The 12,842-nt window shown below is 64.0% G+C and carries 11 protein-coding genes and 1 other RNA gene; 7 read left to right on the top strand and 5 right to left on the bottom strand.

Features of this window, described 5'->3' with window-relative positions:
- Nucleotides 1–3: 3 nt before the first annotated feature.
- The 5 genes from LRP30_RS38730 to tkt form a co-directional block, all read right to left on the bottom strand.
- A complete protein-coding gene (locus LRP30_RS38730; protein WP_128936574.1) occupies nucleotides 4–1,029 on the bottom strand; it encodes a class I fructose-bisphosphate aldolase in 1,026 nt (341 codons plus the stop codon).
- A 309-nt stretch (nucleotides 1,030–1,338) separates the two neighbouring features.
- Nucleotides 1,339–2,406 (bottom strand): class II fructose-bisphosphate aldolase, encoded by a 1,068-nt coding sequence (gene fba / locus LRP30_RS38725; RefSeq protein WP_128936573.1) that lies wholly within the window; start codon nucleotides 2,404–2,406, stop codon nucleotides 1,339–1,341.
- A gap of 56 nt (nucleotides 2,407–2,462) precedes the next feature.
- Nucleotides 2,463–3,656 (bottom strand): phosphoglycerate kinase, encoded by a 1,194-nt coding sequence (locus LRP30_RS38720; RefSeq protein ID WP_128936572.1) that lies wholly within the window; start codon nucleotides 3,654–3,656, stop codon nucleotides 2,463–2,465.
- A gap of 167 nt (nucleotides 3,657–3,823) precedes the next feature.
- Nucleotides 3,824–4,831 (bottom strand): type I glyceraldehyde-3-phosphate dehydrogenase, encoded by a 1,008-nt coding sequence (gap, locus tag LRP30_RS38715; RefSeq protein ID WP_249758209.1) that lies wholly within the window; start codon nucleotides 4,829–4,831, stop codon nucleotides 3,824–3,826.
- Between the two features lie 148 nt (nucleotides 4,832–4,979).
- Entirely contained in the window at nucleotides 4,980–6,995 is a 2,016-nt protein-coding gene (tkt, locus tag LRP30_RS38710; protein WP_249758208.1) for a transketolase, read from the bottom strand.
- A 329-nt stretch (nucleotides 6,996–7,324) separates the two neighbouring features.
- Here tkt and LRP30_RS38705 point away from each other — a divergent pair, with 329 nt between their 5' ends.
- The 7 genes from LRP30_RS38705 to LRP30_RS38675 all read left to right on the top strand — a co-directional run bounded on the left by LRP30_RS38705 (nucleotide 7,325) and on the right by LRP30_RS38675 (nucleotide 12,537).
- Nucleotides 7,325–7,615 (top strand): DUF4164 domain-containing protein, encoded by a 291-nt coding sequence (locus tag LRP30_RS38705; protein WP_008546526.1) that lies wholly within the window; start codon nucleotides 7,325–7,327, stop codon nucleotides 7,613–7,615.
- Nucleotides 7,612–7,995 (top strand): cell division protein ZapA, encoded by a 384-nt coding sequence (locus tag LRP30_RS38700; RefSeq protein ID WP_091881461.1) that lies wholly within the window; start codon nucleotides 7,612–7,614, stop codon nucleotides 7,993–7,995. The genes LRP30_RS38705 and LRP30_RS38700 overlap by 4 nt, the downstream gene beginning before the upstream one ends.
- A 266-nt stretch (nucleotides 7,996–8,261) precedes the next feature.
- A non-coding RNA gene (gene ssrS / locus LRP30_RS38695) (6S RNA) lies at nucleotides 8,262–8,422 on the top strand.
- 171 nt (nucleotides 8,423–8,593) lie between these two features.
- A complete protein-coding gene (locus LRP30_RS38690; protein ID WP_249758207.1) occupies nucleotides 8,594–9,190 on the top strand; it encodes a 5-formyltetrahydrofolate cyclo-ligase in 597 nt (198 codons plus the stop codon).
- Complete coding sequence (locus LRP30_RS38685) at nucleotides 9,168–9,992, top strand: TIGR00282 family metallophosphoesterase (protein ID WP_164939407.1); 825 nt, start codon at nucleotides 9,168–9,170, stop codon at nucleotides 9,990–9,992. Before LRP30_RS38690 ends, LRP30_RS38685 begins: the two co-directional genes overlap by 23 nt.
- A 357-nt stretch (nucleotides 9,993–10,349) precedes the next feature.
- Entirely contained in the window at nucleotides 10,350–11,951 is a 1,602-nt protein-coding gene (locus LRP30_RS38680; RefSeq protein ID WP_249758206.1) for a hypothetical protein, read from the top strand.
- 10 nt (nucleotides 11,952–11,961) lie between these two features.
- The gene (locus LRP30_RS38675) at nucleotides 11,962–12,537 is read left to right on the top strand and encodes a hypothetical protein (RefSeq protein WP_249758205.1); all 576 of its coding nucleotides are present in this window, start codon (nucleotides 11,962–11,964) and stop codon (nucleotides 12,535–12,537) included.
- Nucleotides 12,538–12,842 lie beyond the last annotated feature (305 nt).

Here is a 12,842-nt window from a genome sequence, read left to right as displayed (position 1 = left end):
GGTCTAGGCTGCTTTCTTTTCCAGGCTGGCTTGCCATTCGCCCTTGGACGCGAGGCCGTTCATCCGCGCGCGGTGGCTGAAGGCACGCTGTCCGGCCGCGACGTTCTCGGCCTTGCCGGACCAGGCCTTTTGCGGCGCGGCTTGCAGCGCGCGGCCATAGGAGAAGGTCAGGCCCCAGGGCAGCGGGCCGAGCTTGTGCATGGCGTTGAGATGCGCGGTCGCCTCCTCGTCGGACTGGCCGCCGGAAAGGAAGGCGATGCCCGGCACCGCCGCCGGCACGCAGGCCTTAAGCAGCCGGATTGTCTTCTCCGCGACTTCCTCGACGGAAGCCTGCTTCGCGCACTTCTTGCCTGAGATTGCCATGTTCGGCTTCAGCACCATGCCTTCGAGCGCGACGCGCTGCTCGCGCAATTCCTGGAACGTCTTGTTGAGGACGCGTTGCGTCACCTCATAGCAGCGCTCGATGTCGTGATCACCATCCATCAGCACCTCGGGCTCGACGATCGGCACGATCTGCGCGGCTTGGCACAGCGCGGCGTAGCGCGCCAGCGCGTGCGCGTTGACGTTGATCGCCGTCATCGAGGGAATGCCGCTGCCGATGTCGATCACCGCACGCCATTTGGCGAAGCGGGCGCCGCGCTCGTAATATTTCTTCAGCCGCTCGGCGAGCTTGTCGAGGCCGATGGTCACAAGCTCGCCCGGGCACATCGGCAGGGCTTGCGTGCCTTCGTCGACCTTGATGCCGGGGAGGGCGCCGCTCTCCTCGATCAGCCTGATCAGCGGCGTGCCGTCCTTGGCATCCTGCCAGATCGTCTCGTCATAGAGGATCACCCCGGAGATATACTGGCTCATGGCCTCCTTGGAGCGGAACAGCATCTCGCGATAGTCGCGGCGGTTCGCTTCGGTCGATTCGACGCCGATCGCGTCAAAACGCTTCTTGATGGTGCCGGAGGATTCGTCGGCGGCAAGGATGCCCTTGCCGGGCGCGACCATGGCGGTCGCGATCCTGTTGAGCTCAGTCAGATTCATCGAGAGGTCCTCCCAAAACGATTCTGCCCTTGCCCGTGAAAATAGACCGTTCTCGGGCAATTGCCGAGTTAACGTTCGTCGCAGGGTAAAGGGGGGCGGGAGGTCGTCGGGTAAAATGGTGGCCGGGGTCGGGCGACCCTTAACCTCGCCCCGCTTGCGGGGAGAGGTCGGATTTTACGCTACGCGTAAAATCCGGATGAGGGGGTACAGGTCTATCGATAGGGTACGACTCGCAGAGAGAGCCCCTCACCCCGACCCTCCCCCCGTAAGAACGGGGAGAGGGAGGAATAGATCACGCCACCGCGATCGCTATGCGACGCGGGGGTCGAGCTCGCCCTTGGCGTAGCGCTTGGCCATTTCGGCGGTGGTCAGGACCTTCTTGATCTTCGAGGCCTGGCCGGCGGTATTGAACTCCTGGAGCCGCTGCTTGCACAGCTTGGTCATCGCTTCCATTGCGGGCTTCAGGTACTTGCGCGGATCGAACTCTTCCGGATTGTCCTTGAGCACTTTCCGGATCTGGCCGGTCATCGCCATGCGGTTGTCGGTGTCGATGTTGATCTTGCGCACGCCGTTCTTGATGCCGCGCTGGATCTCGGCGACCGGGACGCCCCAGGTCGGCTTCATCTTGCCGCCATAGGCGTTGATGATGTCCTGGAGGTCCTGCGGCACCGAGGACGAACCATGCATCACGAGATGCGTGTTCGGCAGCTTGCGGTGGATCTCCTCGATCACGTTCATGGCGAGGATGTCGCCGTCGGGCTTGCGGGTAAATTTGTAAGCACCGTGAGAAGTCCCCATCGCGATCGCGAGCGCGTCGACCTTGGTCTCCTGCACGAACTTCACGGCCTCGTCCGGATTGGTCAGCAGCTGGTCGTGGCTGAGCTTGCCTTCGGCACCGTGGCCGTCTTCCTTGTCGCCCATGCCGGTCTCGAGCGAGCCGAGCACGCCGAGTTCGCCTTCCACCGAGATGCCGCCGAGATGGGCCATGTCGGTCACGGTCTTGGTGACGCCGACATTGTAGCCCCAGTCGCCGGGGGTCTTGCCGTCGGCCTTGAGCGAGCCGTCCATCATCACCGAGGTGAAGCCGGACTGGATCGCGGTCATGCAGGTCGCCGGCTCGTTGCCGTGGTCGAGATGCACGCAGACCGGAATGTGCGGATAGATCTCGGTCACCGCATCCATCATATGCTTGAGCATGACGTCGTTGGCGTAGGAGCGCGCACCGCGCGAGGCCTGGATGATGACGGGCGCGTCGACCTGGTTGGCCGCGTCCATGATCGCCAGCGCCTGCTCCATGTTGTTGATATTGAAGGCCGGTACGCCGTAATCGTTCTCCGCCGCGTGGTCGAGCAATTGACGTAACGTGATCCGAGCCATCTGTCTTTTTCTCCCGTTTGGGCCTGCAAGGCCGCTCAATGTTTGCCGACTTAAGCTTAACTGACGCGCAGCACCTCGACGCCGGGCAAGGGCTTGCCTTCCATCCATTCAAGGAACGCGCCACCGGCGGTCGAGACATAGGTGAAACTGCCGGCGACGCCGGCCTGGTTGAGCGCGGCGACGGTGTCGCCGCCGCCGGCGATCGAGATCAGCTTCTTGTCCTTGGTGCGCTCGGCGGCGTGCCTGGCGGCCGCGACCGTGCCGCGGTCGAACGGCTGCATTTCAAAGGCGCCCAGCGGTCCGTTCCAGACCAGCGTTGCGGCATCGTCGATCGCGGCGTGGACGCGCGCCACCGATTGCGGGCCGACGTCGAGGATCATGCCGTCGGCGGGGATCGCGTCGAGCCCATAGGCGTGCGAGGGCGCGTTGGCGGCGAAATGATAGGCGACGGTGGCGTCCACGGGGAGGATGATCGCGCAGTTGGCGGCGCTTGCCTTCTCCATGATGCGCAGCGCGGTGGCGGCGAGATCCTTCTCGGCCAGCGACTTGCCGACCGCGACGCCCTGGGCGTGCAGGAAGGTGTTGGCCATGCCGCCGCCGATCACGAGCGCGTCGACCTTGTTCACGAGGTTTTCGAGCAGATCGATCTTGGTCGAGACTTTTGCGCCGCCGATGATCGCGATGACCGGTTTGGTCGGCGAGCCCAGCGCCTTCTCCAGCGCGTCGAGCTCGGCCTGCATGGTGCGGCCGGCATAGGCCGGCAGCTTGTGGCCGAGGCCCTCGGTCGAAGCGTGGGCACGATGCGCGGCCGAGAAGGCGTCATTGACCCAGATGTCGCCGAGCTTTGCCAGCTCCGCGACGAAAGCGGGATCGTTCTTTTCCTCTTCCTTGTGGAAGCGGGTGTTTTCCAGGCAGAGGATGTCGCCGTCCTTCAAACCGGCGACGGCTGTGGCCGCAGGCTCGCCGATGCAATCGTCCGCGAACGCGACGGGCTTTTTCACGACCTTGGACAGCGCTTCCGCGACGGGCTTGAGCGAGTCCTTGGCATCGCGGCCCTTCGGCCGGCCGAAATGTGCGAGCAGGATGACCTTGCCGCCCTTGTCGGAGATCTCGCTGATGGTCGGTGCGACGCGCTCGAGCCGCGTTGCGTCGCTGACGCGCCCATTCTCCATGGGTACGTTGAGGTCGACGCGCAGCAATACGCGTTTGCCCTTCACATCGACGTCGTCGAGGGTGCGGAATTTGGCCATGTCCTGAATCACTCGTTAGCTGGCGACGCTACGGCGCATCGCGCTCGGGTGGATCGCCTTCCTGCCTGGTCGTTATCTTGCTTCCCTGACGCACACCGTACGCGATCAACGCGATCAGCAATATGGCGCCAGGGATGCCAATCCAGGCAGGAAGCATTGCGCTCCCCTTAGATCACCTTCGCGATCGCGACGGCGGTGTCCGCCATGCGGTTCGAGAAGCCCCACTCGTTGTCGTACCAGGACATCACGCGCACCAGCGTGCCGTTCTGCACCTTGGTCTGGTCCTCGTGGAAGGTCGAGGAGTGCGGATCGTGGTTGAAGTCGATCGAGACGTTGGGCGCGCTGGTGTAGCCGAGGATGCCTTTGAGCTGCTGCTCGGAGGCGCGCTTCATCGCCGCGTTGACCTCCTTGGCGTCGGTGGCGCGCTTGGCGACGATCTTGAGGTCGACGACCGAGACATTCGGCGTCGGCACGCGGATCGCGACGCCGTCGAGCTTGCCCTTCAGCTCGGGCAGCACGAGGCCGATCGCCTTGGCGGCGCCGGTCGAGGTCGGGATCATCGACATCGCAGCCGCACGGCCGCGGTAGAGATCCTTGTGCAGCGTGTCCAGCGTCGGCTGGTCGCCGGTATAGGCATGGATCGTGGTCATGAAGCCGGTCTCGATGCCGACGAGATCGTTCAGCACCTTGGCGACCGGCGCGAGGCAGTTGGTGGTGCAGGAGCCGTTGGAGACGACCAGATGATCCTTGGTCAGGGTGTCGTGGTTGACGCCGTAGACGATGGTTGCATCGGCGCCGTCGGCGGGCGCGGAGACCAGCACGCGCTTGGCGCCGGCGGTCAGATGCGCGGAGGCTTTGTCCTTCGAGGTGAAGATGCCGGTGCATTCCAGCGCGACATCGACGCCGAGATCCTTCCACGGCAGCTTCGAGGGATCGCGCTCGGCGGTCACCTTGATCTTGCCGTTGCCGAGGCTGATCGAGTCACCATCGACGGTGACGGTGCCGGGGAAACGGCCATGGACGCTATCGAAACGGAGCAGATGGGCGTTGGTCTCGACCGGGCCGAGATCGTTGATGCCGACGACCTCGATGTCCTTGCGGCCTGACTCGGCGATAGCCCGCAGCACATTGCGGCCGATGCGACCAAAACCGTTAATTGCGACGCGGACTGCCATGTTTCGTCTCCTTCAATGACCGTTGTCATCCCGCACAACGCGCTTTGCGCGCCTGCGAGGGTTTTTTAGGGGCGGGCGCCCGGTTCGGCCGGGCGGTGCGTGATCATATGAGAGATTACGTAGTCCTTTTTTGCGGCAAGCTCAACTCTCAGGAAACGCGCTTCAGCACAGCGTTAACCGTGGCCTCGGTAGTAATGCCGAAATGCTTGTAAAGCTCCTTGGCAGGACCGCTTTCGCCGAAGGAATGCATGCCGATGAATTCGCCATCCTGGCCGATCACGGCATCCCAGCCCCAGCGCACGGCGGCCTCGATCGCAATCTTCACCGGTGCGTTACCGATGATTGCGGCGCGTTTCGCCTCTGGTTGCGCTAACAACAGCTCGAGCGAAGGAACAGAAACCACCCGTGACGCGATGCCGCGCTCGGCGAGCTGCTTTTGGGCGGCGACCGCGATCTCGACCTCGGAGCCGGAGGCGAACAGTGTCACCTTGGCTTCGCCTTGGGCTGCGACCAGCTCATAGGCGCCGGCTGCGCAGGGATTGTCGTTCGGTGCGGTGGTGCGGAGCTGCGGCAGGTTCTGGCGCGTCAGCGCCAGCACGGTCGGGCCGTCGATGCGGTTGAGCGCGAGCTCCCAGCACTCGGCGACCTCGATGGCATCGCAGGGACGGAACACGCGCATGTTGGGAATGGCGCGAAGTGCGGCGAGATGCTCGACCGGCTGATGGGTCGGCCCGTCTTCGCCGAGACCGATGGAATCGTGCGTCATCACATAGACGACGCCGGAGCCCATCAGCGCGGCAAGGCGCATCGCGGGCCGGGCGTAGTCGGTGAACACCAGGAAGGTCGCGCCGTTCGGCGCGAAGCCGCCGTGCAGGAAGATGCCGTTCATCGCAGCGGTCATGCCGTGCTCGCGGATGCCGTAATGGATGAAGCGGCCCTTCGGCGTCTTGGCCGAGAAGGCGGTCGCCGACTTCGCCTTGTTGTTGTTGGAGCCGGTGAGATCGGCGGAGCCGGCCAGGAATTCCATCGGCATCGCGGCTGCAATCGCCTCGATCGCCGCTTCCGACGATTTGCGCGTCGCCGCCGTCAGCGGCTTCTCCAGCAGTTCCTTCTTGTGCGCGCGCAGCGCCTTCGCCAGCGAGGCCGGACGCTCATGGCGCAGGCGGCGCTCGAACTCGGCACGCTTGCGGCTGCCGAGCTCACCAAGCCGTGTTTCCCATTCCTGCCGCGCCACAGCGCCGCGGCTGCCGGCCGCGCGCCACGCCTTCAGCACGTCATCAGGCACGGAGAATGGCTCGAGCGAGATGCCGAGATTTTCCTTGGCGGCCTTGAGCTCGTCGGCCCCTAGCGCCTCGCCGTGCACCTTCGACGTGCCGGCCTTGTGCGGCGCGCCGAAACCGATGGTGGTGCGGCAGGCGATCAGCGTCGGCTTGTTCGATTTCTTCGCGCGCGTGATGGCATCAGCAACTGCAACCTTGTCTTGGCCGTCGATCTTCTCGGCGGCCCAGCCGGCCGACTTGAAGCGTTTCACCTGGTCGACGGAGTCGGAGATCGAGGTCGGGCCGTCGATCGAGATGCCGTTGTCGTCGTAGAGCACGATCAGCTTGTTGAGCTTCCAGTGCCCGGCCATCGCGATCGCTTCCTGCGACACGCCTTCCATCAGGTCGCCGTCGGAGGCGAGCACATAGGTGTGGTGGTCGACGATCTTCTTGCCGAACTCGGCGGCGAGCATCTTCTCGGCCAGTGCCATGCCGACTGCGGTCGAGATGCCCTGGCCGAGCGGCCCGGTGGTGGTCTCGATGCCCTTGGTGCGGAAATTCTCGGGGTGGCCAGGCGTGAGCGAGTCGACCTGGCGGAACTGCTTGATCTGGTCCAGCGTCATCTCGGAATTGCCGGTCAGGTACAGCAGCGAATAGAGCAGCATCGAGCCGTGGCCGGCCGAGAGCACGAAGCGGTCGCGATCCGGCCAGGCGGGCGCGGCAGCGTCGAATTTCAGGAACTGCGTGAACAGCACCGTGGCGATGTCGGCCGCACCCATCGGCAGGCCCGGATGGCCCGATTTGGCCTTCTCGACGGCGTCCATCGAGAGCCCGCGGATCGCGTTGGCCATACGGGTGTGATCGACCTGCGTATTCGCCATACGAGTGGCATCGAACTGCATCATGATGAAAATCCGTCTGAAATGAGGTGCTTGATGGCCGTGCACGCCGCGCGGGGTCGAGCCTAGCGGCCACGGGAGCTGGGGCTGGATAGCATCTCGGTTTCGGGAGTCCAAGGCAATCAAACGCCGGTTTGGCCGCAAAAACTGCTTATCGGTGCATAGTTTCGCGGCGACGTTGCGCTGGGCTAGCTTGCCACGTAAATTTCTGCTTCTAACCGCTTGCCGAACCGAGTCTTTTGCCGGACGGCGAGCCCCAGGAATAAGGCCACTGGGGAAAGGCCATAGGTTCCGCCGCTGACTGCATGAACGATCGCGTGTCCAACAGCTCTGCCATGACGGAGTCATCCGCCGTCGAGATCGAGATCGCGACCCGCAGGCTCACGGCTGCGCTCGACGCGCTCGAAAGCGCGGTGGAGCGGCGGCGCGATGCCGATCGCGACGAGAACGAGCTCGCGGCGCGGATTCAGGCGCTCGGCGCCGACCGCTCGCGCCTTGCCGACGAACTCGACGGTGCGCTGGTGAAGGCGCGCAAGCTCGAGCGCACCAATCGCGAGATCTCCGACCGGCTGGATTCCGCAATCGTCACGATACGTTCGGTGCTCGATACCGGAGAGGACGGATGAGCCACATCAACGTCACCATCAACGGCCGGCAATACCGCATGGCCTGCGAGGAGGGCCAGGAGGTGCGGCTGCTCAAGCTCGCCGAAAGCCTGGAGACGCGCATCCAGTCGCTGCGCGGAAAATTCGGCGAGATCGGCGATGCACGCCTCACCGTGATGGCGGCGCTGACCGTGTGCGACGAGCTGGTCGACATCGGCAACCGCGTCCGTACCCTGGAGCAGGAGTTGACCGAGCTCAGGGATTTCCGCAACGCCGCCGTCGAGCGCGCCCGGATGACGCAGACCGCGGTGGTGAACGCGCTGAACGCCGCCGCCGAACGCATCGAGAAGTCGACCCAGATCCTGAACCGGACCGTCGGCAACGGCATCGCGATCGGGTAGGGGCTGCCAGAGATTCGATCGATGTGCTCGATGGTGCCGCGGACTCAACCTCCCCCGCTTGCGGGAGAGGTCGGCGCGAAAGCGCCGGGTGAGGGCTCTCTCCTCTAGGGGATTGTCCCGTTGCGGAGACACCCTCTCCCGAGCCCTCCCCCGCAGGCGGGGGAGGGAGCGCACCTCCGCCGTGACTCGCAGGGCGCCTCAGTACGCCGAAGCTCGGCGTTCTCGCCGGGCTGGCGATTCGTCAGTATCGTTGTTAGATTGCGCGAGCGAGGCTGCGACGTGCGTCAGGAGCCATATATCCCCGGGGCCTTATCGATCCTTTAGGGAACTGTCCCTGGCCGGGCCCGTGGGCCCGGACATATGGTGCCCACCTACTTTCGTAGGGAACTCCGGGATCGAGTGCTTCAACGGCGTACGCGGCTTCGCACTGTTTGCTTCTGGTTCGTGTCTGTCGAAACTACTGCGGCCAGTTCAGTAGGTGTCATGCCCCGCGAAGGCGGGGCATCCAGTACGCCGCGGCGTTCGAGTGTGAGCATCACCGCCTCTGGAATACTGGATCACCCGCATTCGCGGGTGATGACGTGGGGGACCAAAGCGCATGTCCAACTCCAAAGCCGAACTCCGTGCCAAAGCGCTGGCGGCGCGCGACGCGCTGAGCGAGAAGAAGCGCACCACCGCCGCTGCAAAGCTCGCCAAGCGCGGGCTGCCGTTCAAGCTCCTGCCCGGCAGCATCGTCTCCGGCTATTCGCCGATCCGCAGCGAGATCGATCCGCTACCGCTGATGAGAAAGCTCGCCGAAGAAGGCGCAAAGCTGGCGCTGCCTTGCGTCACCGCGCGCGGCCAGTCGCTGATCTTCCGTCTGTTTCATCCGAACGATCGCCTGATGCTCGGCCCGCTCGGCATTCCCGAGCCGTCGCCGGCAGCAAGCGAAGTCATCCCCGACATCATGCTGACGCCGCTCGCCGCCTTCGACCGTCTCGGCCACCGCATCGGCTATGGTGCTGGGCATTACGATTTCACCTTCGCGCATTTGCGCAAAACCAAGCATATCGTCGGGATCGGGCTTGCCTTCGCAGCGCAGGAGATCGAGGCGGTTCCGGCACTATCGCACGACGTCGCGCTGGATTATGTGCTAACGGAATCGGACGTGTTCGAATTCCGGAGTTCTGAAGTTGCGCATTCTCTTCGTGGGTGACGTCGTCGGCCGCGCCGGACGCACGGCGATTGCGGACCATCTGCCTGGCATGGTCAAGGACTGGTCGCTCGATTTGGTCGTCGTCAACGGCGAGAATGCCGCCGGCGGCTTCGGCATCACGGAAGCGATCTATCAGGAGTTTCTTGACGCCGGCGCCGATGCGGTGACGCTCGGCAATCACTCCTGGGACCAACGTGAAGCCTTGGTTTTCATCGAGCGCGCCGAGCGCCTGGTGCGGCCGGCGAACTATCCGCGCGGCACGCCGGGCCGCGGCGCCGCGCTGATCGAGACCAAGAACGGCAAGCATGCGCTCGTCGTCAACGCTTTGGGGCGCGTCTTCATGACCCCGTTCGACGATCCCTTCGCGGCACTCGAGCGTGAACTCGGCGCCTGTCCGCTCGGTGTTGCGGCCGATGCCATCGTCGTCGACTTCCATTGCGAGGCGTCCAGCGAGAAGCAGGGCATCGGCTTCTTCTGCGACGGCCGCGCCAGCCTCGTCGTCGGCACACACACCCACGTGCCCACCGCCGACCACCAGATCCTGTCAGGCGGCACCGCCTACATGACCGATGCCGGCATGACCGGCGATTACGATTCCATCATCGGCATGCAGAAGGAAGAGCCGCTGCGCCGGTTCACCTCGGGGATTCCCTCAGGGCGCTTCGAGCCGGCCGCGGGGACGGCGACGCTGAGCGCCGTCGCCGTGGAGACGGATGACACGACGGGCCTCGCATTGCGGATCGCGCCGGTGCGCGTCGGCGGCCGGCTCGAGCCGACCACACCGAAGTTCTGGTTGAGTTAGGCGCGTACTCATAAACTTGCGCTACACTTCGTATGAGGTCTGCGTGCCTCCGCAGTGACCAGGCCTCAGCGCGTGGATCGTCGAGGAGCGTCTGCCAATATTCCGGCGGCAGATCGGCGTCGGTGAAATGGCGGCTGCGCTTCGCTATCCGCCTTACGATTTCGCTCACGCGCGGATGGAGCCTGACAGGCGTGCTTCCCTAATGCAATTTGTCCGCTCCTATTGACTCGCATCGCGAATGGGCAAATCCTTCCAACAACGCAATTGCCATCGCCAATTTCAGCATTACGAACTTCGGCGCCCCGGACTTTATCGGCGCCATCCGACTCAATTTTCTGAATAGAAACGGAGGGGCCGATGCGCGCGCTCGCCTTGAGAACCGTCTCTCTTCTTACCCTCGCTATCCTGGGCTCGATCTCTGCCACGCCTGCCGCACGCGCGGAGGACGGGACCGACGAGCAGTTTGGCAAGGTTCACTTCCAGACCTCCTGCAACGAATTGGCGCAGCGCCGCTTTGACCGCGGGATGCGCTATCAGCACTCGTTCTGGTACCGGCCCGCGAAAGAGATTTTCGAGGAGACGTTGCAGGCCGATCCGGAATGCGCGATCGCCTATTGGGGCATTGCCCTGAGCCTGCTGTATAATCCGCATTTTCCCGCGCCGAAGGAAAACCTCACCGAGGGCCTTGCCGCGCTGCAGAAGGCCAAGGCACTCGGCGCCAAGAGCGAACGTGAACGCGACTATATCGATGCGCTGCTGGCCTTCTATTCGGGCGACGAAAAGACGACGTTTGGCCAGCGCGCGCAGGCCTATCTCAAGGCAACCGAAGCCGTCGCCGCGCGCTATCCCGATGATGACGAGGCGCAGATCGCCTACGCCATTACGCTGAATGTCACGGCCTCACCAAACGACAAGACCTATGCTAACCAGCTCAAGGGCGCTGCCATCCTGGAGCCGATCTTCAAGCGGCAGCCGCGCCACCCCGGCGTCGCGCATTACCTGATCCACCTCTACGATTATCCGGCGATCGCCGAGCAAGGTCTCGACGCTGCCAAGCGCTATTCCGAGATCGCGCCGGCGGCGCCGCATGCTTTGCATATGCCGTCGCACATCTTCACGCGCGTCGGCTACTGGAACGAATCCATCGAGGCCAATAGCCGTTCCGCCAAGGCTGCCAAGGAGGGCAAGGACCCCAGCGAGCAGCTGCATGCCGACGACTATATGGTCTACGCCCTGCTCCAGCTTGCGCAGGACAGCCGAGCTCGCGACGTCATCGCGGACATGGTTGCGACCACGGGTTATGCGCCGGCCGTCCGCGCCGGTCCCTACGCGATAGCGGCCAGCCAGGCGCGCTATATGGTCGAGCGCGGCGATTGGCAGGGCGCCGCCGCGCTGAAGGTTGAGCCGAGCCGGTTTGCCTATGTCGATGCGATCACCTATTTCGCCCGCGCCCTTGGCGCTGCGCGCTCCGGCAATGCAGACGCCGCAACGGCGGACATCGCCAAGCTGGCGGAGCTGCGGGACAAGCTGCAGCAGGACAAGGACGCGTATTGGGCCGAGATCGTCGACATTCAGCGGCAGGTCGCCACAGCCTGGCAGCTCAATGCCCAGGGAAAACAGGCGGACGCGTTGGAAGCGATGCGCCTTGCCGCCGATGCCGAAGACAAGACCGAAAAATCCATCGTGACGCCGGGACCGCTTGCTCCGGCACGCGAGCTTTACGGGACCATGCTGCTCGAGCGCGGCATGGCGACGGAGGCATTGGCCGCCTTTGAAAGCACTATGCGCAAGGAGCCGAACCGCTTTGGCGCGACGATCGGCGCCGCTCACGCCGCCGAGAAAGCGGATGATGCCGTGAAGGCACGTCAGTACTACGCGAAAATCGTCGACATGGCGCGCAATGGCGACTCCTCGCGGGAGGACCTCGCGGCCGCACGAAAGTTCATGGCTCAGAATTAGCAAAACTGCCGTGGCAGCTTCCATGCGCCTGACAGGCAAATTCGTTGTGATCGGCGCAGCCACCGCACTGCTCTGCGCAGTCGCTGCGGTCTGGACATTGCGATCCGGCGAACCGGCACGCGCTACAGCGGCACTCGGCGAGGTCCGCCCGGTGTGGTCAGAAACCGACTGGCCTTTCGGCGCAGATCCCTGGGGGAAGGGAAAGGCATTCCGCTGCAAGGCCGAGGATTGCGGCGGCGAGGTCCAGCTCTACGTTCGCGCCAAGCTCGGGTTTTGCAATTGTGCCACCGGCGTCGCCGACGATGACGACCTCGATAAAATGGGCGACCTGGCGCTGATTGGCAAGGCAACGCCGATCGGTGCCGGTCGAGAGATCATCGTCGGTCCGATGCGCGGCCGCAGCCGGCACTATCGGGTCGAGGGAAATCGCAACGCGCTCTCACTCGCCTTCAATCAGCGCTGCGACATGGTGGCCGCCACGGCTTTGGTTGGACCGGGTGCGCCCGCGTCACTGGAACCGGCGGTGCTGGCGTTCCTCAATAGCGACCGCATGTTGAAATGGGCCGAGATCGCGCTTGGCTTGTAACTCAGAGCAATTCGGCTTCCGTGTGACTGCAGGACCTTCTCCGCTTGGCCTGCGCAACGTTAGCATTAAGTGCGAGCGTGTGAGGGCTCTCCGCGCGAGATGAATGGGGTCGCAGCCGGCTACGCGACCTACTCCCACGAGGCAGCAAAAGGCGCAAATGTGCGATTTCGGAATAATCGCATTATGCCCCTGTTTTGCCCGACGCGTCAACCGCGTCGCGGCTTCTTCGGGCCTACTGGCGTAAACCTTTGATTTCGCACGCCCCGGCTACTGTGCATGGGGTTGTTTTTCAGTTTTTGATTTGA

Origin of the sequence: Bradyrhizobium sp. C-145, from assembly GCF_023375135.1 — a bacterium.
GTDB classification, from domain to species: domain Bacteria; phylum Pseudomonadota; class Alphaproteobacteria; order Rhizobiales; family Xanthobacteraceae; genus Bradyrhizobium; species Bradyrhizobium zhanjiangense.
The sequence above is the reverse complement of the archived record's forward strand: the minus strand, read 5'-3'. Positions and strand labels throughout refer to the sequence as shown.

What these genes read in the sequence shown, in the direction of transcription:
- LRP30_RS38730 (WP_128936574.1), bottom strand. Translation starts at nt 1,029, where the DNA reads ATGAATCTGACTGAGCTCAACAGGATCGCGACCGCCATGGTCGCGCCC.
- fba (WP_128936573.1), bottom strand. Translation starts at nt 2,406, where the DNA reads ATGGCTCGGATCACGTTACGTCAATTGCTCGACCACGCGGCGGAGAAC.
- LRP30_RS38720 (WP_128936572.1), bottom strand. Translation starts at nt 3,656, where the DNA reads ATGGCCAAATTCCGCACCCTCGACGACGTCGATGTGAAGGGCAAACGC.
- gap (WP_249758209.1), bottom strand. Translation starts at nt 4,831, where the DNA reads ATGGCAGTCCGCGTCGCAATTAACGGTTTTGGTCGCATCGGCCGCAAT.
- tkt (WP_249758208.1), bottom strand. Translation starts at nt 6,995, where the DNA reads ATGATGCAGTTCGATGCCACTCGTATGGCGAATACGCAGGTCGATCAC.
- LRP30_RS38705 (WP_008546526.1), top strand. Translation starts at nt 7,325, where the DNA reads ATGACGGAGTCATCCGCCGTCGAGATCGAGATCGCGACCCGCAGGCTC.
- LRP30_RS38700 (WP_091881461.1), top strand. Translation starts at nt 7,612, where the DNA reads ATGAGCCACATCAACGTCACCATCAACGGCCGGCAATACCGCATGGCC.
- LRP30_RS38690 (WP_249758207.1), top strand. Translation starts at nt 8,594, where the DNA reads ATGTCCAACTCCAAAGCCGAACTCCGTGCCAAAGCGCTGGCGGCGCGC.
- LRP30_RS38680 (WP_249758206.1), top strand. Translation starts at nt 10,350, where the DNA reads ATGCGCGCGCTCGCCTTGAGAACCGTCTCTCTTCTTACCCTCGCTATC.